Source organism: Leucobacter sp. 1207-22, assembly GCF_052850455.1.
The window spans coordinates 16,537-40,371 of record NZ_VXCR01000005.1; the positions used below are offsets into that span (position 1 = coordinate 16,537).

At 59.9% G+C, this 23,835-nt stretch carries 23 protein-coding genes and 2 tRNA genes; 11 read left to right on the forward strand and 14 right to left on the reverse strand.

Annotated elements, in window-relative coordinates; translation table 11 throughout:
- Nucleotides 1-125: 125 nt before the first annotated feature.
- Complete coding sequence (locus FW756_RS10230; protein WP_446430053.1) at nucleotides 126-509, forward strand: DUF4229 domain-containing protein; 384 nt, start codon at nucleotides 126-128, stop codon at nucleotides 507-509.
- A 155-nt stretch (nucleotides 510-664) separates the two neighbouring features.
- Here the strand turns inward: FW756_RS10230 and FW756_RS10235 are convergent, their stop codons facing one another.
- The 3 genes from FW756_RS10235 to FW756_RS10245 form a co-directional block, all read right to left on the reverse strand.
- Nucleotides 665-1,642 carry a 1,4-dihydroxy-2-naphthoate polyprenyltransferase gene (locus FW756_RS10235; RefSeq protein ID WP_446430054.1) on the reverse strand — a complete coding sequence of 326 codons (978 nt, stop codon included), beginning with the start codon at nucleotides 1,640-1,642 and terminating at the stop codon, nucleotides 665-667.
- On the reverse strand, nucleotides 1,639-2,856 hold the full coding sequence (locus FW756_RS10240) for an AMP-binding protein (RefSeq protein ID WP_446430055.1): 1,218 nt from the start codon (nucleotides 2,854-2,856) through the stop codon (nucleotides 1,639-1,641). The genes FW756_RS10235 and FW756_RS10240 overlap by 4 nt, the downstream gene beginning before the upstream one ends.
- Nucleotides 2,857-3,140: 284 nt before the next feature.
- Entirely contained in the window at nucleotides 3,141-4,082 is a 942-nt protein-coding gene (locus tag FW756_RS10245) for a 1,4-dihydroxy-2-naphthoyl-CoA synthase (protein WP_446430056.1), read from the reverse strand.
- Nucleotides 4,083-4,192: 110 nt separating this feature from the next.
- Here FW756_RS10245 and FW756_RS10250 point away from each other — a divergent pair, with 110 nt between their 5' ends.
- A complete protein-coding gene (locus tag FW756_RS10250) occupies nucleotides 4,193-5,173 on the forward strand; it encodes an o-succinylbenzoate synthase (RefSeq protein WP_446430057.1) in 981 nt (326 codons plus the stop codon).
- A 646-nt stretch (nucleotides 5,174-5,819) separates the two neighbouring features.
- On the opposite strand, the gene FW756_RS10255 is transcribed toward FW756_RS10250, so the two are convergent.
- Together FW756_RS10255 and FW756_RS10260 are read right to left on the reverse strand one after the other, a co-directional pair.
- On the reverse strand, nucleotides 5,820-7,595 hold the full coding sequence (locus FW756_RS10255) for an AMP-binding protein (protein ID WP_446430058.1): 1,776 nt from the start codon (nucleotides 7,593-7,595) through the stop codon (nucleotides 5,820-5,822).
- 93 nt (nucleotides 7,596-7,688) lie between these two features.
- Complete coding sequence (locus FW756_RS10260; protein WP_446430144.1) at nucleotides 7,689-8,261, reverse strand: adenine phosphoribosyltransferase; 573 nt, start codon at nucleotides 8,259-8,261, stop codon at nucleotides 7,689-7,691.
- Between the two features lie 194 nt (nucleotides 8,262-8,455).
- On the opposite strand from FW756_RS10260, the gene FW756_RS10265 reads away from it, so the two are divergent.
- Together FW756_RS10265 and FW756_RS10270 are read left to right on the forward strand one after the other, a co-directional pair.
- Nucleotides 8,456-8,529, forward strand: a tRNA-Arg gene (locus FW756_RS10265).
- Nucleotides 8,530-8,610: 81 nt separating this feature from the next.
- Nucleotides 8,611-8,687, forward strand: a tRNA-Arg gene (locus tag FW756_RS10270).
- 53 nt (nucleotides 8,688-8,740) lie between these two features.
- Here the strand turns inward: FW756_RS10270 and FW756_RS10275 are convergent.
- Genes FW756_RS10275 through FW756_RS10285 form a run of 3 tightly spaced genes read right to left on the reverse strand, consistent with a single transcriptional unit; the run spans nucleotide 8,741 to nucleotide 10,667 of the window.
- Complete coding sequence (locus FW756_RS10275; RefSeq protein WP_446430059.1) at nucleotides 8,741-9,475, reverse strand: hypothetical protein; 735 nt, start codon at nucleotides 9,473-9,475, stop codon at nucleotides 8,741-8,743.
- Nucleotides 9,472-10,041, reverse strand: a complete 570-nt coding sequence (locus FW756_RS10280; RefSeq protein WP_446430145.1) for an RNA polymerase sigma factor — start codon at nucleotides 10,039-10,041, stop codon at nucleotides 9,472-9,474. The genes FW756_RS10275 and FW756_RS10280 overlap by 4 nt, the downstream gene beginning before the upstream one ends.
- Nucleotides 10,042-10,079: 38 nt before the next feature.
- Entirely contained in the window at nucleotides 10,080-10,667 is a 588-nt protein-coding gene (locus tag FW756_RS10285; RefSeq protein ID WP_446430060.1) for a hypothetical protein, read from the reverse strand.
- A 226-nt stretch (nucleotides 10,668-10,893) separates the two neighbouring features.
- On the opposite strand from FW756_RS10285, the gene FW756_RS10290 reads away from it, so the two are divergent.
- Nucleotides 10,894-11,520 (forward strand): trimeric intracellular cation channel family protein, encoded by a 627-nt coding sequence (locus tag FW756_RS10290; RefSeq protein ID WP_446430061.1) that lies wholly within the window; start codon nucleotides 10,894-10,896, stop codon nucleotides 11,518-11,520.
- On the opposite strand, the gene FW756_RS10295 is transcribed toward FW756_RS10290, so the two are convergent.
- On the reverse strand, nucleotides 11,517-11,957 hold the full coding sequence (locus FW756_RS10295) for a hypothetical protein (protein WP_446430062.1): 441 nt from the start codon (nucleotides 11,955-11,957) through the stop codon (nucleotides 11,517-11,519). The two genes, FW756_RS10290 and FW756_RS10295, sit on opposite strands and share 4 nt — an antisense overlap.
- Nucleotides 11,958-12,225: 268 nt before the next feature.
- Here FW756_RS10295 and FW756_RS10300 point away from each other — a divergent pair, with 268 nt between their 5' ends.
- On the forward strand, nucleotides 12,226-13,947 hold the full coding sequence (locus FW756_RS10300; RefSeq protein ID WP_446430063.1) for a long-chain-fatty-acid--CoA ligase: 1,722 nt from the start codon (nucleotides 12,226-12,228) through the stop codon (nucleotides 13,945-13,947).
- Between the two features lie 50 nt (nucleotides 13,948-13,997).
- Here FW756_RS10300 and FW756_RS10305 read toward each other — a convergent pair whose 3' ends face one another.
- Complete coding sequence (locus FW756_RS10305; protein WP_446430064.1) at nucleotides 13,998-15,773, reverse strand: alkaline phosphatase family protein; 1,776 nt, start codon at nucleotides 15,771-15,773, stop codon at nucleotides 13,998-14,000.
- A gap of 60 nt (nucleotides 15,774-15,833) precedes the next feature.
- Nucleotides 15,834-16,502: a YoaK family protein gene (locus FW756_RS10310; protein WP_446430065.1), complete on the reverse strand. Its 669-nt coding sequence runs from the start codon at nucleotides 16,500-16,502 to the stop codon at nucleotides 15,834-15,836.
- 94 nt (nucleotides 16,503-16,596) lie between these two features.
- On the opposite strand from FW756_RS10310, the gene FW756_RS10315 reads away from it, so the two are divergent.
- Nucleotides 16,597-17,130, forward strand: a complete 534-nt coding sequence (locus tag FW756_RS10315) for a ClbS/DfsB family four-helix bundle protein (protein ID WP_446430066.1) — start codon at nucleotides 16,597-16,599, stop codon at nucleotides 17,128-17,130.
- Nucleotides 17,131-17,171: 41 nt separating this feature from the next.
- A complete protein-coding gene (locus tag FW756_RS10320; RefSeq protein ID WP_446430067.1) occupies nucleotides 17,172-17,600 on the forward strand; it encodes an MmcQ/YjbR family DNA-binding protein in 429 nt (142 codons plus the stop codon).
- Between the two features lie 12 nt (nucleotides 17,601-17,612).
- Here FW756_RS10320 and FW756_RS10325 read toward each other — a convergent pair whose 3' ends face one another.
- The 3 genes from FW756_RS10325 to FW756_RS10335 form a co-directional block, all read right to left on the reverse strand.
- A complete protein-coding gene (locus FW756_RS10325; RefSeq protein ID WP_446430068.1) occupies nucleotides 17,613-18,581 on the reverse strand; it encodes a LysR family transcriptional regulator in 969 nt (322 codons plus the stop codon).
- A 40-nt stretch (nucleotides 18,582-18,621) separates the two neighbouring features.
- Nucleotides 18,622-19,959: an MFS transporter gene (locus FW756_RS10330; protein WP_446430069.1), complete on the reverse strand. Its 1,338-nt coding sequence runs from the start codon at nucleotides 19,957-19,959 to the stop codon at nucleotides 18,622-18,624.
- A 94-nt stretch (nucleotides 19,960-20,053) separates the two neighbouring features.
- Nucleotides 20,054-21,592 (reverse strand): amidohydrolase, encoded by a 1,539-nt coding sequence (locus tag FW756_RS10335; RefSeq protein WP_446430070.1) that lies wholly within the window; start codon nucleotides 21,590-21,592, stop codon nucleotides 20,054-20,056.
- Nucleotides 21,593-21,936: 344 nt separating this feature from the next.
- On the opposite strand from FW756_RS10335, the gene FW756_RS10340 reads away from it, so the two are divergent.
- The 3 genes from FW756_RS10340 to FW756_RS10350 are packed head-to-tail and all read left to right on the forward strand — an operon-like array spanning nucleotide 21,937 to nucleotide 23,835.
- Nucleotides 21,937-22,668 (forward strand): GNAT family N-acetyltransferase, encoded by a 732-nt coding sequence (locus tag FW756_RS10340; RefSeq protein ID WP_446430071.1) that lies wholly within the window; start codon nucleotides 21,937-21,939, stop codon nucleotides 22,666-22,668.
- Nucleotides 22,669-22,677: 9 nt separating this feature from the next.
- Nucleotides 22,678-23,445, forward strand: coding sequence for a class I SAM-dependent methyltransferase (locus FW756_RS10345; RefSeq protein ID WP_446430072.1), 768 nt, complete (start codon nucleotides 22,678-22,680; stop codon nucleotides 23,443-23,445).
- A 3-nt stretch (nucleotides 23,446-23,448) separates the two neighbouring features.
- The gene (locus tag FW756_RS10350) at nucleotides 23,449-23,835 is read left to right on the forward strand and encodes a hypothetical protein (RefSeq protein WP_446430073.1); all 387 of its coding nucleotides are present in this window, start codon (nucleotides 23,449-23,451) and stop codon (nucleotides 23,833-23,835) included.

The window sequence follows — 23,835 nt, forward strand, 5'->3', positions numbered from 1 at the left end:
CCATGCTACTCGTGAGCGCTGAGCGATGTCCGTGCGAACCACGTCCCCTGTGGAAAGCGTCACAACGAGGTTCATCACGGCCTCCTCACAGCGGCACTCAGCGTCCCCCGGTACACTTGCCGTTCGTGACCGAAAACCGTAGCAATCGCAAAGCCTGGCTGACGTACTCACTCCTGCGTCTGGCGTTCTTCTTCGTACCGCTGGTTGTGCTGTACCTCATTGGTCTTGGCCCCTGGTGGTCTGCCGGATTCGCGACGCTTATCGGCATCTCGTTGTCGGTGCTCCTCTTGTCAAAGCCGCGTGAGCAGGCCTCTGAGAGCATCTATGACTGGCGCAACCGGGATCGCACCGCAGACGACATTGTCGAAGACGAAATCCTCGACGAACCTGCAGATCAGGTTTCTGATGTTCCTGAGGCACCTGCAGCAGCTGACGCTTCCGCACCAGCCAGCGATGCCGACCCCGCCGAGTCACCCAAGGATTCTGAAGCTCCCGAAGCACGCGCATAAGCGCTTCAACGTGAGGGGCGGTCGGTAGGAGTTCACTACCGACCGCCCCTCACGTTTATCGGCAGCGGATCAGCTCACGCTCCCCGACACCACACAGCACTCACAAACAGGAAGAGGGGTGGCGCTTGGCGCCACCCCTCTTCCTGTTTGTGAGGTTAGAAACCGAACGCGTACCCGAGCGCGACGCCATAGAACAGCGCAGCGAAGCTTGTCAGCTGCAGCACAAGAATGAGCTCCTTTGGCGTCTTCGCGGTCAGCACGATGAGGATCGCAGGACCAACCAAGACGAACACGAAAAGCACAAAGACCATGCCGGGGTAGAACAGCAAGAAAATCAGCGGCACAGCAAGGGGCAGCACAACGCACGTGATGAAGAGTGCCTTTGACCAGCCTGCGCCGATCCGCACCGAGAGCGTGTTCTTGCCGGCAAGACGGTCAGTCGGAATGTCGCGAAGGTTGTTCACAATCAACACAGCCACCGCAAAGAGGCCAATGCCGACACCCGCGAACCAGGCCTCCTGCGGAATGATGTCGCTCTGGAGCCACACCGTTCCCACCGTTGCTACCAGGCCAAAGAAGATAAAGACCATGATTTCGCCGAGGCCCATGTAGCCATAAGGCTTCTTACCACCGGTGTAGAACCAGGCGGCAATGATCGCAACGACTCCGACCGCGAGAAACCACCAGCGTCCGCTCAACACAACCGCAGCAAAACCGGCGGCAGCCGCAAGTCCGAAGAACACGAGCGCCGTAACGAGCACATGCTTGGGGTTTACGAGTCCCGAGCCGGTAAGTCGAGCAGGACCAACTCGGAACTCATCTGTCCCACGCACGCCATCGGAGTAGTCGTTTGCGTAATTCACGCCAATCTGCAGGAAGACAGCAACCGCGAGCGCCAAGATCGAAAGCGGCCAGGAGAAGGACTGCAGCATCTGTGCGATTCCGGCACCTGCAACCACCGGGGCAACAGCGAGTGGCAAGGTGCGTAGGCGCGCGCCGCCTACCCAGTTGCGCCACGTGATGCGGGGCGGAGCACCCGCAGCGACCTGCCGTTCCGCTGCTGCACGGGTTGCCGGGTTACCGGACTTGAGCTTGTTTGGCGCGTGGTGCTGCGCTTCGCGAGCCTGGTTCATCGAGCGTCTCCTGGGTTCGATTCGAGATGTTGAGCAGCAAGCCACTCGGTGATGGCGCGCAAGTTCGGCTTGCCACCAGAAAGTCGAGGCATGGCCTCAATGCCGACTGCCCATTCCGGCACCGCTGCCGGTCCGAGCGCGCTGTGCACAGTGGCGCGGATCACCTCAAAGTCTTCGCGGTCAGTGCCTGCAGGTGCCTCCACAACGAGCACTGGACGGTCACCCCACTCATTCGAGGGAACCCCGATCGAGCCTGTGGACAACGCAACCGCGCTCCCCCAGCCTGCGTGTTCTCGGACCACTCGCTCGACTTCGTCAAGCGACACATTAATGCCCCCAGAAATGAGGACGCGGTCGATGCGGCCTGTGACCGTCAACATGCCGCCCAGCAATTCACCAGCATCACCGGTGCGATACCAACGTACGAGCTCACCATCGCGATTGAGTTCTTCGATGAAGCGGTCGGCAGTGAGATCGAGGTCTCCGACGTAACCGAGAGCGAGGCACGAACCAGAGATCTGTACTTCGCCTTGACGGATCCGCACCCCGGTGTCACCAATCTCGACGCCGTCGTAGACGCATCCGCCGCTGGTTTCGGTCATGCCGTAACTGCGGCGGATCTTCACTCCGAGGTTGTAGGCCCGCGTGCGTAGATCGAGCGAAAGCGCTTGGCCGCCCACCAAGACGGTGTCGAAGCGGCGAAGGGTGTCAGCCGCGTCTTCGTCGTTCTCGGCGAGGTCGAGCAGACGTTCAAGCTGGACTGGCACGACCGAGACATATCGTCGATCGTGCTCCATGCTCTCGGCCGCGGCGAGGAGCGCGGCAGGGTCGCCAGGTTCGTCGCAGAACACCGGATCGATCCCAGCGGCAGCGCTGCGGACCAGCATCTGCAGACCAGAAATGAGGTGGCCCGGAAGCGTGATGAGCCACTGGCCCGGTCCACCGAAGACGGCGTGGGTAGCTTTGGCGCTCGCGAGCAACGAAGCGGCGGAGAGCGCGACAGCCTTCGGCACACCGCTTGATCCAGAGGTACGCACGACCACTGCGGTTCCCTCGGGAAGGTCGGCTGCGCGAAGCTGTTCGACAGCCTGTTCGTCAACGCCCGGGCCGACGGGGAGCACGGGGGCTCCACCGTGTAGGGCGTCACCGAGCGCGGCGATCAGCCAAGCTCGGTCATCTACGGGAATCGCGCGAAGCGTCTGCGAAGAAGTCACCCATTCATCGTACCCGCGGTCGCTTATTGCTGGTTTCAGGTCTGGTGGCCGGGTCCCATGCCGATGAGCGGCTGCGGCTCAGGGGGGCAGCGGGTCAGCAGGTCAGCAGGTCAGCTTGGCAGCTCAGCCTCGATAGCTCGGCAGCTGAGCTCGGCAGCCCAGCCCCGCGAAACTGGGGGTTTCTGCCCAAACGAGGCCTTTCCTGCGCATGAAAGGGCCCCGCTCGCATGAACGGGGCCCTTTCGACGAGTTAGGTGAAGGCCTCGGCCTCGGCGCGGCCTAACTCAGTAGTGGTACGGGAACGCCGACCAATCTGGGTCGCGCTTTTCGAGGAACGAGTCGCGACCCTCAACTGCCTCATCAGTGCCGTACGCAAGGCGCGTGGTTTCGCCTGCGAAGAGCTGCTGGCCCACGATGCCATCATCAACGGCATTCATCGCGTACTTGAGCATGCGGATCGCGGTCGGAGACTTCCCCAGAATGGTGCGCGCCCATTCGATGCCCTTGGTTTCAAGCTCTGCATGCGGCACGACCTCATTGACCGCACCGATTTCCCGGGCGCGCTCTGCGTCGTAAGTCTCGGCAAGGAAGAAAATCTCGCGCGCGAACTTCTGACCCACCTGACGTGCGAAGTACGCACTGCCGTAGCCCGCGTCAAACGACCCGACGTCAGCGTCAGTCTGCTTAAACTTTGCGTGCTCACGGCTCGCAATCGTGAGGTCGCACACAACGTTGAGTGAGTGACCGCCGCCGGCTGCCCAACCTGGAACCAGCGCAATGACCACCTTCGGCATAAAGCGGATCAGGCGCTGCACTTCAAGAATGTGCAACCGCCCCGCACGAGCCGATGCCTCTGGGCCGACAGCTGTCTCGTCTTCCGAGTACTTGTAGCCGTCGCGACCGCGGATCCGCTGATCGCCGCCTGAGCAGAATGACCAGCCGCCGTCTTTCGCGCTCGGGCCGTTGCCTGTGAGCAACACCACTCCGACGCGCGGGTTCACACGCACACGATCCAATGCGTCGTACAGCTCATCTACTGTGCGCGGACGAAACGCATTACGCACTTCAGGGCGGTCAAACGCAATACGCGCAATTCGACCGTCAAGGCTCAGGTGGGCGGTGATATCGGTGTAGCGCTCGGCACCGGGCGCGACCTCCCACACCTCGGGGTCGAAGATGTCAGAAACCTTGCGCGCCTGGGTGGGCTGTGAATCCTGCGTCGTCATGTGCCCAGCCTACTTCGCCGGGTCACCCCCGAGCCGGTTCTCCACAGCATCCGATGTTTTCCCACCACGAGAGATCCTCCTTCGGCGTCCAGGCGTGGGAAGATCGCAGTATGGCCAATCCGTCACTCGAAACGTTGCTCACATCTGCGCACGTGGTTGCGATTCCGACGCGCACACGGTTCCGCGGGATCACCGTTCGCGAGGCCGTCATCTTCGATGCTCCCAATGGTGCGAGTGAGTTTTCACCGTTCCCCGAGTATGCAGACGCCGAGGCTTCACGCTGGCTCGCGGCCGCAGTCGAGTACGGCTGGGATCAAATTCCCGCAGCGTTGCGCACATCAATACCCGTGAATGCGACGGTGCCAGCGGTCCCCGCCGACAGCGTTGCTCACATTCTTGACCGTTTCCCCGGCTGCACAACGGCAAAGGTCAAAGTTGCCGAGCGCGGTCAGACCCTTGCCGACGACGTTGCTCGCGTTGCCGCAGTGCGAGCGATTATGGGCGATGAGGCGCGGATCCGCATCGATGCAAACTGCGGCTGGTCCGTGAGCGAGGCGTTCGAGGCAATCACTCAGCTTGCGCCCTACGGCCTTGAATATGCGGAACAACCGTGTGCGAGTGTGCCCGAGTTAGTGCAGCTGCGCAAGATGTTGGACGGAGCAGTGCGCATCGCGGCAGATGAGAGCGTGCGCAAGGCGGAGGATCCGCTCGCGGTAGCCCGAGCGGGAGCCGCGGATCTTCTCATCGTCAAGGCTCAGCCACTCGGCGGCATCGCGTCGGCGCTTGACATCGTCGGTGAAGCCGGGCTTCCGGTGGTGATTTCAAGCGCGCTCGATACGTCGGTCGGTATTTCGATGGGCTTGCATCTTGCCGCGGCGCTCCCCGAGAAACTCCTTGCTGGCGCCTGTGGCCTTGCCACCGTCGCGCTGCTTGAGGGTGATGTGGCGGCGGATCCGCTGCTACCCGTAAGTGGTGAGCTTCCGGTGCGCCGCCCCGAGATCGACCCAGAGGCGCTTGAGCGGTTCAGGGCTACGCCCGATCGGGAAGCCTGGTGGCTCGAACGCGTGCAGCGTTGCTTCGCGATGCTCTAGCCTCCCGCGGACGCTGCAGAGTTCCAACATCTCCAACGCCTTCACCACATTCAACGCGGTGCATCAATTGGTGGTCCCGTAATTGGTGGCACCTCAATTAATGAGGCCGCAATGCGCTTGCTACAACCCGCAACGCACAGCTCGGCCACACCAAGCAAACGGCTAAGCCGTGAAGCTTATCCCCACACGCCCGGGACGTCGGTGCACAACCTGTGCATAACTGTGCATAACTGGGCAAAAGTCTCCCAGGTTTCTCACATCTATCACGAAAAGTCTCCGCGCAACAGTGCGTAAAATCCTTACGTGACCAGGCGTAACGGAACTATTGGAATTACACACATGTGGTTATCCACATGTGGATAATTACATGTGTGTAATTCAGTCATAGGTCTGTTTTACTCCCGACTTTTGGGCCATAATTCCGCTTTACACTCGGCGCGCATCGAGACTCGGTGAGCGCCGAGCGCAACTGAACGGGACCTGGTACAAAGCGCCAGGCACGCGAAAAGGGCCCGTTCTCACAAAAACCAGGGTTTCATGCGCATGAAACTGCCGATTTCGGGAGAACGGACCCTTTTCGCGAGGTCGAGCGCTCACGGGGTCCAGCCTTCGCAGGGCCGAGCACTCGCGGATCCAGCGAGGGCGATTACCGCTTCAGGTCTGGGAAATTCTCCTCGCGCCACTCGGTCTCGATACGCGTGCCAGCCTCGAACGCCTCAACCTCGCGCTTGCGCAGCTCAACGCGGCGAATCTTGCCCGAAATCGTCTTCGGCAGCTCAAAGAACTCAACTCGACGAACGCGCATGTACGGCGGCAACGCCACGCGTGCGTGCGCCAGGATCGCACGCGCGGCTTCAGGTCCAGCTTCAACCCCTGGCGCCAGCCCGACGTATGCCTTGGTCACGTTGAGTCGGGTGTCATCTGGTGCGCCAACAACTGCCGCCTCAGTGACGTATTCGTGCTCGATCAACGCGCTTTCGACTTCGAATGGCGAGACCTTGAAGTCGCTGGACTTAAAGATGTCGTCGGTGCGGCCGATGAACGTGAGCACGCCGGACTCGTCTGCCTCAGCAACATCGCCGGTGTGGAAGTATCCGCCAGCCGTTGCTTTGGCGGTTGCCTCTGGGTTGCCGAAGTATCCGGGCATAAGGTTCACGGGTCGACGGGTCGCCGATCCGCCCTCTTCTGCGCCGAGCCGCAAGCACACTTCGCCCTCGGATGCAGGTTCACCGGTCATCGGGTCAACGAGCACCACGTCGACACCGGGTAGCGGACGACCCATCGCGCCAGCCACAACGCTGTCGCCTGGCATCGTCGCAATGAGGGCGGTAGTTTCGGTCTGACCGTATCCGTCGCGGATCGTCAGCCCCCACCACTCTTCGATTCGCGCAATGACCTCAGGGTTCAGCGGTTCACCAGCTGACACGACCTCTCGCAGCGCAGCGGGCTTCGTCTTGAGCTTGTGCTGAATGAGCATGCGCCACACGGTCGGCGGGGCGCAGAACGTATTCACGCCAACGCGGTCAAGCTCTGAGGCAAGATGATCCGCGTCAAATCGCGCATAGTTCGCCACGAAGATCGTCGCGCCGACGTGCCAGGGACCGTAGAAGCTCGACCATGCGTGCTTGCCCCAACCGGGCGCGCTGATGACCGAGTGGATGTCGCCTGGGCGCACACCAATCCACGACATCGTCGAGAGGTGCCCGAGTGGATAGCTCGTGTGCGAGTGCACGACGATCTTGGGCAGACTCGTCGTTCCCGAGGTGAAGTAGATCAGTGCGGGATCTTCGCTCACGGTCGTTCGCGAGATAGGAGCGAGTGACGCGGATCGCGACTCGTCATATGGCGACCACTCCCAGAGCGCTGCCCGCTGGTTCTTGTCTGCTGCTTCGAAGCCAACGCAGACGCCACGGTACGAACCGGGAACGGTGCTGAACTTCACTGCATCCTCGGGTGCAGCGAAGACCCACTTGACCTGGCCGCGGGCAACACGATCTTCGAGTTCGTGTGACCCGAGCACGACTGAGGTCGGCAGAATGACCGCGCCGATCTTCATCGAGGCAAGCATGATTTCCCACAACTCAAGGCGGTTGCCGAGCATAAGCATTGCAACATCGCCCTTGCGTACGCCGAGTCCACGCATCCAGTTCGCGACCTGGTCGGAGCGGCGCTTCATCTCAGCGAAGGAGATCTTCTGTTCGGTGCCATCCTCTTCAGCGATCCACAGCGCGATCGCGTCGCCACCGACAGATGCCGGGTCATCACCCGCAGCGATCACATCGAAGACATCGAGTGCCCAGTTGAAGTCCGACCCGACATCGGGCCATACGAACTCCTCACGAGCGCGCGCGGGTTCGCCCGCGAGAGAGAGCAGCTGGTCGCGTCCCGCGAAGAACGCAGCGGAGGCAGGAGTATGTGACATGGAGTTCATTCTCTACTAGAGGGGATCACACGGGAAGCATGACGCCCGCGACCGGTCGGGCGCGGGCGTCATGACACGTCGGGTGCGAAAGTGTTACTGCGCTTCGTGCGCGTTATGGAAGACCGTGTGCAGATCGGGATCGCCGATCACGTCACGGCCGCCAAGCCCGTCAATTTCAAACAGCACGGTGGTGCCTGCGACGACGTAACCAAGCTCAGTCATGAGCTCGCGAGCTGCGGCAAGGGTTCCGCCGGTTGCAAGCACGTCGTCAAGAAGCAGCACACGGGTGCCGCGCGGGAAGTCGCTGTGTGCCTCGATCGTTGCGGTGCCGTATTCGAGGGCGTAATCGGCCTTTGCCGCCGGGCGCGGGAGCTTGCCAGCTTTGCGGATCGGCATCACGCCGACCCCTGCAGCGTACGCGGCGGCCGACGCAAGCAAGAAACCACGAGCTTCAAGTCCTGCGATGACGTCGTACTTGCCCGCAAAGGGAGCAATCATGGCGTCGACAGTCGCACGCAGTGCGTCACCGTCTGCCAGCAGCGGCATGATGTCACGGAAGAGAATGCCCGGAGCCGGGTAATCAGGCAGCTCAGCAATGAGCCCCTCAGCACGGACGAGTGCTGCGGTGGGCTCAGAAGTGGACAATTGTTCGCTCGCAGTGTTCATAGGCACAACGTCCAGGGTACCCGCAGTTTCTGAGGAAAATTGCGCTTCAACGGGACAACTATGCGGAATTCCTGGCATTCGACACTCGCGGGATGCGAAATCTGAGTGGCCGGATTTTTGTTTCATCGACTCCCGGTGTAAAGTTTTCTTTTGTTGAGAGATCAACGGTATAGCGACTGAGAAATCAGTAGCATGCGCCCCTAGCTCAGCTGGATAGAGCATCTGACTACGGATCAGAAGGTCAGGGGTTCGAATCCCTTGGGGCGCACCGCTAAAAATACCCGGTCACGAAAGTGGCCGGGTATTTTGTTGAGAGATCAACAGCTAGCGGCCGAGAATTCGGCAGCATGCGCCCCTAGCTCAGCTGGATAGAGCATCTGACTACGGATCAGAAGGTCAGGGGTTCGAATCCCTTGGGGCGCACCAGAACAAAGACCCGGTCACGGAATGTGACCGGGTCTTTTGGTTTATGTTGGGGGCTAGTCCCCCAACTGCCTTACTGCTTCATATGGAGTCTCTGCACTCGAACCGTCAGCAAAGTGCACAATGTATCGCTGACCGAAGTCTTCACGGGAGTTAAAGTCCGACCCGTCCCAGGCGGCAATGAACCAACCGTTCAGTACGGTTCCCTTCACCGTCCTCCCATCTTTGGTGACAACGTCGATTCCGGTCACACTGCTGCCAGCTTGACCGTATGTAGATGCGATCCCCGAACGTCCCGCATCGGGAGAGTTGCCAGCTGCAACCGTAAAATCATCAGGCGCTATGTCGGCATCCACCGTGAGAAGTGACCAGCCGGAGAGGACTCCATTCACTGCTTCGCCGACGGCAGTCGCACCATCTGGATTCTCGGCGATCACCAACGTGGTGTCGCCCGCTTGGAAGCGCACCTTAATCAGGCTGCCATCCTTCGTCGTGCTTCCCACCGTCAAGGTTTCTCGCTCATTGCTGAGCGTTCCAATCCTTGGGACCGGCGCATCAGACAACATCGGTGGCAGCAGTATTCCGGCTGAGAGCAGGCCGGCCCCAACAAGCACAGCTTGAATCACGTAGCGCCGTCTGCGTGTCGGAACTCGCGACCCCTGCTCAGCATCAATACGTTCGAGAACGCTGTTGAGATGCCGTATCTGCTGGTGGGAGGGCACACGATCAGCCGCCGGGTCGATCTGTATCAGGAGTTCCCGCTCCGGAAATTCATCATTCTCTTGATTCATGAGGCTTCCAATGGCTCGACTCTAGTTCCGGTAAGGGGTGTTCCATCTACGTTCTCGAGTAAAGAACGAAGATGTTTCCGCGCTCTGAGCAGTCGCATCGCTGCGCCCGAGCGGCTGATGTTCAACACAGCTGCTGCTTCCTCTGACGAAAGACCTTCCCACCCTGTGAGAGCCAGAATCTCTTGATCGCGGTAACCGAGCTTGTTCCATGCGCGCTGGAGATCCACCCGAATTGCGATCTCTGCGCTGTGAGAAGAAAGTCCCGGGACTGGTGGAGTTGTTTTGCTGGGATGATCGTTCGGGCCTGCTATTGGAACGTCAAGACTTTGCATTCGCGCGTGCTTTCGTCGCGCGTTACTCAGTACCTTCTTGGCAACTCCGAATAGCCATGGGCGAGGGTTCTCAAGTGCGTGAGGAAGCTTCTTCCAAGCGATGATGAACACCTCAGATGTCAGGTCATCAGCAAGATCCTGTGCACCGCGGCGCTGAAAGAATCGATAGAGATCTGCATAGTGGGCGTGATGCAGCTCCGTCACTGCCTGTTCTGTGAGTACGGGCGAACTCATTCCCACAGCGCTACTCCTTGCCGGGATCGACGTTCGACTTAACTGACAAGTTCGTCCATCTCTTCACTGGTGAGCTTCCGCTGGTTCCCATCTGCGAGGTGCAAGATGTATTCCTGGTCAAGATACGCGCGATCGACATAGTCTTTTCCATCCCATGCCGCAACAAACCATCCTTCACCAATTTCTGCGACGTGTTTGTGGCCTGCGTGGTCAACGATGGTAACTCCCGTCACGTCTGACCCAAGCTGACCATATGCCGAAGCAATACCGTTCCTTCCGCTGTCGGGTGAATTACCTGCAGAGAAGGTGATCTCATCAGCTGCCAATGCGGGGTCGGCATCGAACGCCATCCACCCAGCCAGCTCTTGTCCGACAAATTCACCAATCTTGGCCTCGCCAGCTTTCTCAGAGCCAATCACCAGCGTGGTATCACCCACAGTGGTTGTCGCGAGAATCTTGGCCCCATCGTTCGTCACCGTTCCCACCTGAATTGTCGATGGGCTTTCATCGGCGTTACTTGGTTGTGCTGATGACACAGATCGTTCAGCGACTCCACACGCAGCAACCCCCAGCAGCAGAGTCCCGCTCAGTGCAAACGTTGCAAACACAGCAGCAGTTTTCTTCATGATCGAGTTCCTTCTTTCACGTCATATGGGCGACGCGGAAACGTCGCACCTACTTACGACATGTCGGCAAAACCGCGAACTGTCACACAGTGAGCAATTATTTTTCGAAGTGGCGCACAACACCTGAAGTGAGAGGCGTTACAGCGAACATGGACGGGAAGTGCAACTCCGCCAAACAGCTCTCCACCAGTCACTCATTTTCACCGCTCGATATAGAATTTTTTGCATGGTTGAAATTGGGGCGTGGGTCATCGAGGGCCTATGGATTACTGGCATCGTTGCCTTTGCTATCTCCGGCGCGCTCGTCGGCGTTCGCCACAATCTCGACCTCCTCGGCGTCCTCGTTGTCGGACTGGCTACCGGTATCGGTGGCGGCGTGATCCGCGACATGATCTTGGGCGTTCACCCGCCAGTCTCGTTCACGCATTGGCCGTATTGGAGCGCTGCCCTCATCGGCTCACTTGCGGTGTTTTTCTTTCACCCGAGTCTGTCGAAGATCCGCACCTTCGAGATCGTATTTGACGCATTGGGTCTCGGTATTTTCTCCGCCTACGGCGCAGCCATTTCGGCTGAGCGAGACTTCGGGTTCATCACTGCGGTGTTCGTAGGCACCGTTGTCGCGGTCGGCGGTGGTGTGATTCGCGATGTGCTGGTGAATGAAGTGCCAGGTGTCTTGACCCGAGAGCTCTACGCTGTCTCGGCAATAGTTGGCGCCACGGTCGCGACACTCATTACTCAGCTGACCGGGCATCTGCTCATCGCCACGGCAGTCGGCGGGGTGCTTGCAACCGCGCTCAGGCTGACGTCATACGCTCGCGGGTGGCACTTACCAAAACCTCGCAGCGCAAGTTAGCGTTTTGTCTCGCGAGGGGTTCTGCGACCCTGCTTTTTCACGTAGGCAAAGACTCCTACGCAAAGCATGAACGGCAGCACAATCAATGCTGCAGCACACAATATGTAAAAGCGGATCTCAAGACTCAGCACCTGCCCGATAGAGCCAGCTGTCCAAACAATCAGCAAAGACCAGCCGAATACTGCGAGCTGCTTACCTACGCCATCAAGTGTGATGAGCTGAGGTGAGTTGTGCGCCATCGCCATGCACATGAGCCCCAAGCCGCTAAACGCTACGCCACTCAGCGCAACGATGCCTTGGGCTACAAGCAGGTGCTCACCAACTCCCATCACGAGGTAGGTCAGAATCAATGCCAAGGCTGAAGCCACAATTCCAGCGAAATAGGCGATGCACGTGCCCAAGATCCATCGGTTTTTGATCGAAGGGGTAACACTCATGATGGGACCGTTCTCTTCGCAGTATCAGGCGTCGGCTGCGAGCTAAGCTGCATCCAGCTGTTCTTCCACAAAGTGTGGTGGTTCGGTGCCTCTGTTGTCCAGTCAGTACCCCGGCTTGCGTTGTGTTGACGGGGCGGGATAACCGCCTGCCGCTCTTTCCTAGCCCGACATCTCGCTGTACACCTGCTCAACGGTTGAGATAGATACTCGTCAACGAATACAACACTCAATAGGCTGGCCTCACACCAAGTGGCAGGGAGGCCAGCACATGACTGCAGCAATCGAACAGGCTCAGCCAGACCAGGCACGACCGTGGGTCGCTTCCTACGCCGAAGGCGTGCGACCTGAGATTGACGAGGTCACGCAGACTCTCCCAGAAGCTCTCAAAGCAAGTTCCAAGCGCTTCGCGCACCACGTCGCTCTTGAATTCTTTGGTCGTACCACGACCTACAAGGATCTCTACGAACAGGTCGAACGTGCGGCCGCAGGACTGCGGAAGCTTGGCGTGCGCGCGGGCGATCGGGTTGCCCTCGTGCTTCCAAGCTGCCCCCAGCATGTTGTTGCGTTCTACGCGGTACTGCGTCTCGGCGCTGTCGTTGTCGAGCACAACCCGCTGTACACCGAGCGCGAGCTGCGTCACCAGTTCGAAGATCATGAAGCAACCGTCGCGATCGTCTGGGACGTTGCAAGCGGAAAGGTCGACCGCCTCCCAGCTGATGTGCGGCCAGCACACATCATCACGGTCAACATGACGAAGGCAATGCCAGGACTCCAGCAGTTCGCGCTTCGTCTGCCGATCGCACAGGCACGAGCGGCTCGCACGAAGCTCACAGCGAAGCCAGCATCAAAGGACATGCGTCCCTGGGAGTCACTGTTCGGGAGCCGACTTTCGAAGCGAGTTGCTGGCCCAAAGCTCGACGATATTGCAGTGCTTCAGTACACGAGTGGCACGACCGGTCGACCGAAGGGCGCGATTCTCACCCACGCAAACCTGCGCGCGAATGCGATGCAAGGACGGGAGTGGCTGCCCGGGCTGCACGAGGGCGATGAGGTCTTTTATGGAGTCCTCCCTCTCTTCCACGCCTACGGGCTCACACTCTGCCTCACCTTCGCGATGAGCATCGGCGCAAAGCTGGTGCTCTTCCCGACCTTCGATGTTGACCTCGTGAAGAAGGCCGCGAAGAAGTCTCCCCCGACTTTCCTGCCAGGGGTGCCACCGATGTACGACCGGCTCGCGCGCGCAGCGATCCACGGCGAAATCGACCTTTCGACGATTCGGTTCGCCATCTCGGGAGCAATGCCGCTCCCTGTTTCGACCGTGCAGCGCTGGGAAGAGGTCACCGGCGGCTTGCTCGTCGAAGGCTACGGCATGACTGAGGCCTCGCCGGTGGCGCTCGGCAACCCGGCAGGTCCTGCACGACGTCCCGGTTCGGTTGGCGTTCCATTCCCCAGCACCGAGATTCGCGTGATCAACCCGGATGACCCAGCCGTCGATGTCGAGCCTGGCCAGCCCGGCGAACTCTTGCTTCGCGGACCGCAGGTATTTCAGGGGTATTGGAAGCGCCCTGAAGAGACCGCTGAGACGCTCTTGCAGAACGGTTGGTTGCGCACAGGCGATATCGTGACCGTGTCTGCAGATGGGTTCGTGACGGTCGTTGACCGTAAGAAGGAACTCATCATCACCGGCGGCTTCAACGTCTCACCTTCTGAGGTCGAAGAGGTGCTGCTGTCACATCCCGACATCGAAGACGCTGCGGTTGTCGCGATGCCGCGCGGTGACGGAGCAGAGATGGTGGCGGCGGCAATCGTCGTGCGCGAAGGTGCCGATGTTGAGCCAGAGGCCGTTCGGAGTTTTTGCCGCAGCCGACTTGCCGCATACAAGGTACCGAAGCGCGTTGACGTGTTGAACGAGCTCCCTCGGTCACTCATCGGCAAGGTGTTGCGACGCGAGGTACGGGAGCTGCTGCTCGCCTCGGGCAAGAAGCAGTAAGCTCCCCAGGCCGACCGACTGGTTCACCAACTGATGTTGTCTCGCGCGGATCACACACCGAAGAGACCCTGGCCATACTTTTGCAGCACCGCATACGCCTCAGCAAACGTCTGGGGTGGGTGAGCTTTTTCTGCTGCATCACCATACTTTGCGAGCAGCAGTCCAAGCAGGCCTTTCGCTGGTGGGCTCAACGGACGATCAGGGTCAGCATCAGCGGGGTGAGCGGTGTCCTCAGGGTTTGGCGGTACAAACGCGGGAACGGGTTGCGGCCAGTCCGAAACGTGACGCGGCACCTTTCGGTTGAAGCTGTCTGCGAGTGAGCGAGCATTTTTGTCACGTACCGTCAGCGGTTCAAACGAGAATCGTTCGCTGAGCGTTGCCGCAAGCGAACCGTGATGCATCACCTCTGAAAACACGCTGCCGCGTTCCACGTGTGCGGACACCAAAATCGACGGAACCCTGGCTCCAAGCCTGTCAAACGTGAACCCCATTTCGCCTGACTCCGAATCTGGAGACTCAGCTGCTGGTGGAACCACGTGATCGTAGGTGCCTCCGTGCTCGTCAAAAGTGAACAGCATGGCCGTATTGAGATAATTTGAGCCGTGTTCTGACATTGAAGTACGGATCGCGTTGTACACCCGGTGCACAAGCGCATCGCCCGCACGAACGTCAGAAAGCGCACCGTTGTACACGTCGATCTTGTCGGCTTCGCTCTCGCGCAGCACACCCACGGGAGGGTGAAAGTCGTTATGGTTAAAAGTCATCCGCGGTTCAACGAACGCGTAAGCAGGCAATGTGCCGTTCTTTGCGTCTTCTTCGAACTGTTCCATCGTGGCGAACCGGTCAGTCTTCCAGTACTTTTCAAGCACCGGAGCGTGAATGACACCGGTGAACGAGACAAGCTGCAACTTGTCAAAGTAGATCCGCCAGCTTTCCCCTGCTTCTTCAAGCCGGTTAAACACCGTCGGTGTTGCGGCAGCGTTCAGCCACTTTTCGTAACCGCCACCGTGCTGGTTAGTGACGTACCCGTGTGATGTCGAGGCGTGAAAGAAACTTCGATTGCAGAACGTCTGGCTGGGCACCGCACAGAACCAGTGGTCAAATACCCCAAACTCTCGAGCGAGCGTCGAAACGACTGGCAACATGGTTGGGTCAAACGAACCCATGATCTGGTTTCGTTCCGCAACCGACGGTGCACGCCCAGCAATGCGAAGAAATTCTGACTCGTAGTCACGCACGAAACCGCTCATCGATCCGCGCGCTCCATGTGCGGGTGCGTTATACGGTGGAGTCATCTCGCCGACATCGCGCCCTCGATTGCCGGCGTTCTGTTCGCCAAAGATCTGAGTATTCACATGCGGATACTCTTCGCCAGGGTCCGGGTCTGGCTGTCGCATGATTTTGTCTGTCGGTCCGGAATATCGATGCGCTGGCACTGCGGTGCCGTCCTCTGCCAAGTTCGCGTATGTGCCAAACGCCAACCCCTCGAACTTGCCACCCGGAGGAGGGTTGTCTGGGGTGTAGAGGTAGCCAAGCACGTTGTCGAACGAGCGGTTTTCGCCCATCAGAACAACGAGGTGGTCGAACCCTGGATTTTTGCGTGGCCGCGGCACCGAGAACTCGTGCGGAATATACGGGTCTCCCGGATGCGCACGGGATTCTGCTGAGCGCCAAGCCGCAAAACCTGCGGCCCCGACTGCTGCACCAGCAGCGATCAGTCCCCCGCTACGCAGTACCGAGCGCCGGGTAAAACCGGACGATGTTGTCCCGTCAGGATCTGCGCTGGGGAGTTCCGATGCGTCCTGTGGTTCGCTCGCTGCTTCCATGGGGTCAGATTACTCTGGCGCACACACGAAACATAGAGCGATATTTCAAACGGTTCCTGGCTAAAGGCTGCCCCCACGAGCTCGCGACGGCGCTCGCGAACGCACCGCATGGGTGACCCCCACAACACCAAGCACGCCAGCCGCAATCATGAGCGACCACACGTCGAGCGCACGCCAACACAGGGTTCCCACGATTGCCCCGAGTGTGATCGATGCCCAGAGCAGGAACGGGCGGATCCACGTGTTGCGGTTGATGCCTGCGACCTGATCCGCCACCCCGATACCGACGCTCACCAGTGTGCCGGTGGCATAGGTGATCGCTACCTGCGCACGGCCGTCTGCAATGAACAGCGTGTTCATTGCGCCCATCACCGCGGCAAGAGCGGCAAGCGCATATCCCGGCTCAGGCCAGAGTGCGACCGTGAGGGCGGCTGCGGCGAGCGCGATGCCGAGTCCGATAACGCGGATCCCGGTTTGTACGCGCGGAGTTCGCAAGCCTGCGATGCGGCCTGCGACGACGCCAACGACGAATGCGCCGACGAGTGACATTGCGACGAGCGCGGTCGGGGCCGATCCCGTGCTCACTTCTACGCCTGCCTGTGTGGAGTTTCCGCTCATGAACGAGACGAAGAGGCCACCAGACAAGATAAAACCGACGGCATCGACGAAGCCAGCTACCCCGGCAAGCGCGAGTGAACCGGCGAATGAGGACCTGGAGATGCTCTTCATTGCGGTTCCTTTCGCCTCATGATGTGCTCGCTCATGCGTGTCAGTGCGGTGAGACCCACTTACGGTGATCGGATGATCAGCTGTAGCGGGAAACATGGCCAGACCACAGTCGCGAGCGGAACTGCTGACCGCCGCAGAGGCGCAGTACCTCAAGCTTATGACGCTCGTTTCTGAAATGAGCGAAGCCGATCGCACCGGGTCGCTGTACTACGGAGCCGATTTCGCCAAGCCAGAGGCGCACTGGGCTCGTGACAAGAACCTCCGGGACGTCATCGTTCATCTCACCGAGTGGCATCAGCTTCTCTTAGTGTGGGTTGCATCCAATCAAGAAGGTGTCGCTCGCCCGTTTCTTCCCGAGCCATACAACTGGAAGACCTACGGCGAGTTGAATGAGGCGATCTGGCGCAAACACCAGGACACATCGCTCGACACCGCACTCGCGCTTCTCGAAACAAGTCACCGTGAGGTCATCGCCCTCATCTCACAGTTCACCAACGAGGAGCTTTTCACCAAGGCGTTCTTCACCTGGACTGGCACGACAAGTCTCGGCTCGTACGGCGTCTCTGCCACGTCAAGTCACTATGCCTGGGCGACACAGAAGATCCGGGCGCATCTCAGAGCAAGTTAAGGTCGAACCTGAGCACTAACTTCAGTACGTCAGGAGCGCGCATGGAACCCACCCAGATCCAGCAGTGGGCACGTGAGCGGATCGAGGAACTTCCAGGCGCAGTGCTCACTCGACCCTTTGGTGATGAGCATGAAGTGTACCGCGTCTCCGACAAGATCTTCATGATGCTCACGGAGAAGCCTGGGCGTCCAATCGTCACGCTCAAGGCTCGGGTGGCAGACTCAGCACTGTTGCGGGAGGCCTTCACCCAGATCATTCCGGGCTGGCATATGAACAAGCGGCACTGGATCACCCTCGACCCTGGCCCCGAACTCGATCGCGGAATGGTGCGGGATCTCGTCACCGAGTCGTACCTGTTGATCGTCGAGAATCTGCCTGCTCGACTCCGGCCTGTTGATCCAGAGCGGTTTGGGCAGGCGGCATCTGGCGAGTCGCGCCAGCGTCCACCACAGAGTGACGGCACGGAGTAGACCGACGGCCAGCTATTCTGGGCGCGGTGCTTGCCACGCAGCCTCTGGCGGATCGAGATTCACACTCGTGCTGATCTGTGTCACGACATGTCGAATTTGTGGCGCCAGCGCAGAATCCGGTGACCACACCGCGTGCAGGGGAAGGCGCAACACCCGCCCACCCCAGCTCACGGGCATGCTGCGCAGCTCAAAAAGTGCTGGCTCCCCACTCATGAGGCAGAGTCCTCCGTGCTGCGATGTGAACGCTTGTGCTACTTCGGGGAGGGTGAATGCTCGAGCGCGCTTGATCACAGTCCCGGCAGCAGTGCAGGCATCATCGACGGTTCGCCGTACGCCACGATAATGGGCGACTTCGATGACATCGACGTCAGCGAGCGATTTCACATCAAGGGTGACGCCCGCAGTTGCTCCGGGTAACGCCATCTCTGCGTTCTCACCAGCCAAATTCGAGCGGGCCTTTGCTTCGACCCAAGCGGCGTCCTCAGCACGGTACTGCACGGTGATCGGAATCGTGCCGACCACCTCGTGTGCGAGTGTGTGCGGCGGCACCCCAGTACCAATCGCGATGTCACACTCGCCCGAATGAAGAAGTCGCAGCACTTCGTCGGCTGGAGCCGTCACAATGCGAGCAGTCGCAATCTGTCCGGCTGCGATCAACGGCGCGATAATGTGTCGTGCAGTCTCTGACGGGCAAGCGATCACCAGCTGCGACTCAGGGCTTGCACCCTGCGTACGTACGATCTCATCGAGTTGCGCTGCTGCGAGCAATACCTTGCGCGAGTGCGGAAGAAAGTCTCGGCCGGCTCGAGTCAACGTGAGACGGTAACCCCCGCGATCAAACAGCGCAAAACCTGTTGTGCGTTCAAGATCTTTAAGCTGTCGCGACAGTGCTGGCTGAGTCACATGCAGCTCGGCCGAGGCAGCAGCGAGCGACCCCAGCCGAGCAACAGCTTCGAAGCACCGGAGCAATCTGATCTGCACCTGTCCTCCTACAGCCTCACTTGCGTATGTCTGCGCGAGTTTACTCGACCAGCTCACCCACCACCGCGATGCCAGCGGTTTCAGCACCGGTTCGCAGGTTGCGCGAACGTGAAGCGATCCACACACTGAGCACAGTGAGCGCTGTCAGTAGCATGAAGAAAGCCGTCAGCGGCCAGTACGATCCGCCGCTTGCGTTCCACAGGGCAAAACCAATCGTTGGCACAAAACCAGCGATAACACTGGTGAGATTCGTTGAGAGCGCGAGCCCGCTGTATTGCAGGCGAGTGGGGAACAGGTCGCTCAGGAGCGCACCTGCCGGTGCGTATAGCGTCGCAACAAACATCGGTGCGAGCGCCAACCCCAGCAGGATGAGCGCGGGCACACCGGTATCCACCAGCGCGAAGAGCACAGGCGCGTAAGCAAGCGTCGCAAACCCACCGACAATCATGACGCGAGCTGACCCAAACCGGTCAGCCAGTTTGCCGTACAAGGGTGTCACGACCAGCTGGATAAGCGCACCAATAATCGAGCTTCCGATCACTGGGGCAGGGTCTTGCCCCTTGGAAGTCACCCAAGCAATCATGAATGTGGTGAGGAAGAAGTAACCAGCCATGCCAATGAGGTAGACCCCTGCGCCCAGCAGCACACGGCCGGGAACCTCACGGAAGATCTTCAGCGCCGGATAGCTTTCAACCTCAGCCTCTGAGACGAGCTCTCGGAATTCAGGAGTCTCCTCAATACGCAACCTGATCCAGATGCCGATCGCGACGAGTACGAATGCCGCGAGGAACGGGATACGCCAGCCCCAAGCAAGGAACTGCTCGTGTGGGAGCAACATGACCAGCATGAACGCGCCAGAGGAGGCGATCGTTCCGGCAGGCGAGCCGAGCTGCACAATCGACGCATAGAAGCTGCGACGGTGCGGTGGGGCATACTCAATCGCAAGCAGGGTTGCCCCGGTCCACTCTCCCGACGCCGAGAGTCCTTGCCCGACGCGGAAGAGCAACAGCATGATGGGAGCAGCGATGCCAATCGCTGCGTAGCCTGGCAGGAGCCCGATACCACCGGTGCAGATGCCCATGAGGATGAGGGTGATGAGCAGTGCAGTGCGTCGCCCATACCGGTCTCCAACGTGCGAAAACACGATTGCGCCAAGCGGACGCGACAAGAAGCCCGCCGCAAACGTCAGCAGTGACAACACGGTGGCTTGTGCCATGTCGTCAGAGGAGAAGAAGACCTGCTGGAACACTGCCGCCGCAGCGGTACCGTACAAGAAGAAGTCGTACCATTCAAGTGCGTTGCCTACGAAGGCCGCCCACGCAATGCGTCTGATACTCGCCTCAGCAACGGGTGCTGAGGTGGTGGGTGAGGATGACATCGTTGTCCCTTTCAATGGATGAGTTGTGTGCGCTTGTGTGGCGCGCATGTGAAGTAAGCAGTGTGGTGTGTTGCGGTGTTGTTGTACGAGGTGGCTACACAGCGCGCTCGTATACCACTGATCCGCCCACCACGGTGGCAAGCACTCGGGTGTCGCGGATCGCGGGGGCAGGCACCTGCAGCACATCTTGATCAAGCACAGTGAAATCAGCTACGTGGCCAGGGATCAGGCGTCCCTTCCAAGCCTCTGTGCCCTCGGCGTACGCACTCCCGCGCGTGTAAGCGAGGAGTGCCTGCTCAACTGTGACCCGTTCATTTGGCGCAACAACGGATCCATCGGGCGCAATGCGCTGCACCATGTCAGCAATTCCTTGCACCGGATCGCCATCGCTAATTGGTGCGTCCGAACTCCCGGCGACGACCATGCCAAGGTCAAGCAGAGAGCGAATCGGAAAGACCTTGTCAATGCGATGCTCGCCTAAGCACCTGCGGTAACCGTGCCCAAACTGACCGATGAACCGGCTCTGTGGCACAGGCACGACACCCAACGCCGCAGCACGCCGAACCAGGTTTGGATCCACCAACGAAAAATGCTCGATTCGTGGCCGAAACACTGCGTCTTGCCGCTGTTCCGCGATCTCTTCGAGCATCTCAATGACGAGTTCAGAGGTTGCATCGCCCATCGCATGAATGGCAAGCTGCCAGCCGCCTCGGTCAGCCTCGACCAGAAGACTACGTAACGCCTCAGGATTGTGCTGCAGCAGCCCCCGGTTTCCCGGCTCATGCATGTAATCAGCATGCAAGAACGCTGATCGCCCGGACAACGAACCGTCTGCAATGACTTTGACTGGGCCGAATCGAAGAAATTCATCGCCAAACCCGGTCGCTGCACCCAGCGCCGCACTGCGTACCCATTCGCCTGACCCGCGCTCGGTGCGATCGAGACCGTCACCGAGGGGCATGATGGTTGCGCGGATCCGCAAAAGGTCACGCTGCCGAGCAACCTGGAACGCACGCGCATCGTCATATCGTGACCCGGGCAGAATTCCAGGTGCACAAATGCCGGGTTCTGTCACGCTTGTGAGCCCCATCTCAGCCGCGGCGTTGCTTGCCGCGCCGATCGCGTTCACCTGTTCTTCGAAGGTGACCTCAGGCAGCACATGGGAAATGAGTTCGCGTGCAGTCTCAATAAGGAGCCCCGAAGCAGTGCCGTCAGCTGCTCGCGCGATTTCTCCGCCGGTTGGTGCCATTGGTAGTCGCTCAGGATCCACTCCCGCCGCGACAAACGCAGCCGTATTGGCAACAGCGAGATGTCCACACTGGTGAGAGAGATATACGGGCCGCCCACCAGCACGACGATCAAGCTCATGACGGTCAGGGTGCGCACCCAAATCAAGTGAGTAGTAGCCGTGGCCCAAGACCCACGCGTCAGTAGGCAGCGTCTGCGCTCGCGCCTCAACTGCTTGATACAGTTCCTCAAGTGTCGCAACGCGGGCGGGACTCAGATCAAGCGAGGCAAGCTGGCGACCGTAGTAGCTCAGGTGGAAGTGCGCATCGTTGAGCCCGGGGACGACAGTCGCACCGGCAAGATCCACTCGCTCGCGAGGTTGCAATTCAGCTGCTGCTTCCCCCACCGCCACGATCCGTCCGTCGGTGACGGCTATTTGGGCGGCAGATGGGTCACCACCTAACCCCACAAAACGGGCGTTCTCCCAACGGACATCGCAGCGCATTTCAGCCTCAGTTTCTACTTTGGAACAAGACGGTTTTACGCTACTGAGCCGTCACGAAAATTGACATTGCCAAGGTCGAGAGAACTCCTTGCCGATTCGGCCATGAGTTTCTGAAGCCCCTTACGTACACCGCAACATCAACGTGACTCATCCCTCTCACGCGCAGAAACGTGTCTGGGCTGACGGATTCCACCTACACTGAGCCATTGACCCCACCGCCTTTACCCTCGAAGTAGGAACCCACCATGACTTCCACGTCCGCTCTCGATCTGTTCGTGCGCACCCATGTCGTTCGTGCTCCTGAGTCAGTGCACGAACGTGATCTTGCGTGGTACCTGACGAGTGCCCCACATGACGAGCTCAATGGTGTGCTCGCGGTCGCTCCATCCCGCGTCGCTGCGGCGAGCGCTGCCATCGGGGCGGTTCCTGCGCTCTGGCATTCGTGGCCTGAGCATCCAGCACTAGATGTAGAAGCTGCGCTGACTTCGCGGGGATTCGTGTTCGTCGAAGAAGAACCGGTGATGGTGCGCAGCGAGTTAGAAGGCTCTCCGACAGCGGAGTCAGTTTCTGGCATCAATATTCGTGAGGCTGAGTCGCTGATTGATCTCGCATCCTGGGTTGAGGTGTGGACAGGAGGCGAGCAGGCCGATCCGCGCATCATCGACGCGCTCCGCTCGGTGCCGAACCGATCAGACGCTGTCTACCTGCTTGCCGAGAGCGAGGGTCGACCGGTGGGGTGTGCTGCGGCAATCATCGCTGGAGACGCAGTGGCCGTCGAACACGTGGTGACGCACGCCGACTATCGACGGCGAGGAATCGGTACCCTGCTCACCGCGCGCACCGTGCAGATTGGCTGGGAACGAGGCGCGCATACCGCTGTGCTCACCGCATCACCTGATGGTGCAGCGCTCTACGAACGGCTCGGCTTCGTCGTCCGTGACCGCGTCAGACGCTTTCTCGCTCCCGACGTTTGCTAACCTCACGATGTGCACCTTTCTCACGCAGATACCAACGCCTACCGCAGCCTCGCTGCACGTGTCTACGAGGCCGACAAGCCCGTAGGACGCTCGTTTGGTGATGTCGAGTTCTATGCTGACCTGCTTTCAGGCACGACCGGCACCATCTTTGAACCGGCGGCGGGAAACGGGCGCGTGTTGATTCCGCTCGCTTTGCGCGGACTCTCTGTCGCAGGTGACGAGCCCTCCTCCGATATGCGGGCACTGTGTGCGCAGGCCGCAGCAGCAGCCGGTGTTGAGATTCCCCTCGGCAGCGGGCGCTTCACCGACATCAACGTGCAAGACGCTTACGCCGCGATCATCATCCCAGCGGGATCGCTGCAACTGGTGACTTCACCGAGTGAGGTGCGTGCGGCGATCTCAGGTATGTACCGGGCGCTCCGCCCTGGCGGGCGGCTCATCCTCGATCTCGATTCACTTGCTGGGCTCTATGAGACCGCGGCGAGTGCTCGCTCGTGGCAGGACGGCGACGAGCTCCTCACCCTCACTGAAATCGTCGAGCAGGTAGACCCGATGGCGCTCACTCGTACCTCGCAGCTGCGTTACGAGTTGTGGCAGAATGGCGCACTCGTCGCATCAGAACTTGAGCGCTTCGCACTTCGTTTCTGGGGTCCGCACGAGATGGCGACGCTGCTTGAACTCTGCGGGTTCAGCGATGTCAGTGTGCACGCAGACTACACGCTCGATGTCTCACCCACGGCGGCTACCGAGGTCGTCACTCTCGTGGCGACGAAGTAACGCATGCTCAGTGTGCTTGGCCCGGTCATGCTCGCGGTTCTGGGGGTATGTGTCATAGTCGCGGGCTGGCGCGTGCGCTCACTCATACCGGCACATTTTGCACAGTGTTCTGGGGTGTGGATCGATCCGCGCCTGCAGTTTTCTGCTGAGCGCTACACCTACGAGGTCGACAAGGTTTCGTATGTGGGCGCGACGCGGGTGAAGGTATCATTTCGTCGTTCGCTTGGTCGCGCGGTCGAGGTTGCGTTTGACCCCGCGGATCCAGCTACTTCGTATCCCGCGCAGCTGCGCATCCAAGGTACGGTGCTGATCGTCACAGGTGGGTGCTCGCTGCTTGCAGCGGCAGCACTTCCGGTGTTCGTGTCGGTCGTGCTGCCGCTGTTCGGCTAG

Bases quoted from the DNA above. Each gene is read 5' to 3' on its own strand.
- FW756_RS10305 (WP_446430064.1), bottom strand. From the start codon at position 15,773: ATGGAAGCAGCGAGCGAACCACAGGACGCATCGGAACTCCCCAGCGCA.
- FW756_RS10330 (WP_446430069.1), bottom strand. From the start codon at position 19,959: ATGTCATCCTCACCCACCACCTCAGCACCCGTTGCTGAGGCGAGTATC.
- FW756_RS10250 (WP_446430057.1), top strand. From the start codon at position 4,193: ATGGCCAATCCGTCACTCGAAACGTTGCTCACATCTGCGCACGTGGTT.
- FW756_RS10275 (WP_446430059.1), bottom strand. From the start codon at position 9,475: ATGAATCAAGAGAATGATGAATTTCCGGAGCGGGAACTCCTGATACAG.
- FW756_RS10320 (WP_446430067.1), top strand. From the start codon at position 17,172: ATGGAACCCACCCAGATCCAGCAGTGGGCACGTGAGCGGATCGAGGAA.
- FW756_RS10285 (WP_446430060.1), bottom strand. From the start codon at position 10,667: ATGAAGAAAACTGCTGCTGTGTTTGCAACGTTTGCACTGAGCGGGACT.
- FW756_RS10295 (WP_446430062.1), bottom strand. From the start codon at position 11,957: ATGAGTGTTACCCCTTCGATCAAAAACCGATGGATCTTGGGCACGTGC.
- FW756_RS10260 (WP_446430144.1), bottom strand. From the start codon at position 8,261: ATGAACACTGCGAGCGAACAATTGTCCACTTCTGAGCCCACCGCAGCA.
- FW756_RS10290 (WP_446430061.1), top strand. From the start codon at position 10,894: ATGGTTGAAATTGGGGCGTGGGTCATCGAGGGCCTATGGATTACTGGC.
- FW756_RS10245 (WP_446430056.1), bottom strand. From the start codon at position 4,082: ATGACGACGCAGGATTCACAGCCCACCCAGGCGCGCAAGGTTTCTGAC.
- FW756_RS10300 (WP_446430063.1), top strand. From the start codon at position 12,226: ATGACTGCAGCAATCGAACAGGCTCAGCCAGACCAGGCACGACCGTGG.
- FW756_RS10340 (WP_446430071.1), top strand. From the start codon at position 21,937: ATGACTTCCACGTCCGCTCTCGATCTGTTCGTGCGCACCCATGTCGTT.
- FW756_RS10350 (WP_446430073.1), top strand. From the start codon at position 23,449: ATGCTCAGTGTGCTTGGCCCGGTCATGCTCGCGGTTCTGGGGGTATGT.
- FW756_RS10255 (WP_446430058.1), bottom strand. From the start codon at position 7,595: ATGTCACATACTCCTGCCTCCGCTGCGTTCTTCGCGGGACGCGACCAG.
- FW756_RS10315 (WP_446430066.1), top strand. From the start codon at position 16,597: ATGGCCAGACCACAGTCGCGAGCGGAACTGCTGACCGCCGCAGAGGCG.
- FW756_RS10310 (WP_446430065.1), bottom strand. From the start codon at position 16,502: ATGAAGAGCATCTCCAGGTCCTCATTCGCCGGTTCACTCGCGCTTGCC.
- FW756_RS10280 (WP_446430145.1), bottom strand. From the start codon at position 10,041: ATGAGTTCGCCCGTACTCACAGAACAGGCAGTGACGGAGCTGCATCAC.
- FW756_RS10235 (WP_446430054.1), bottom strand. From the start codon at position 1,642: ATGAACCAGGCTCGCGAAGCGCAGCACCACGCGCCAAACAAGCTCAAG.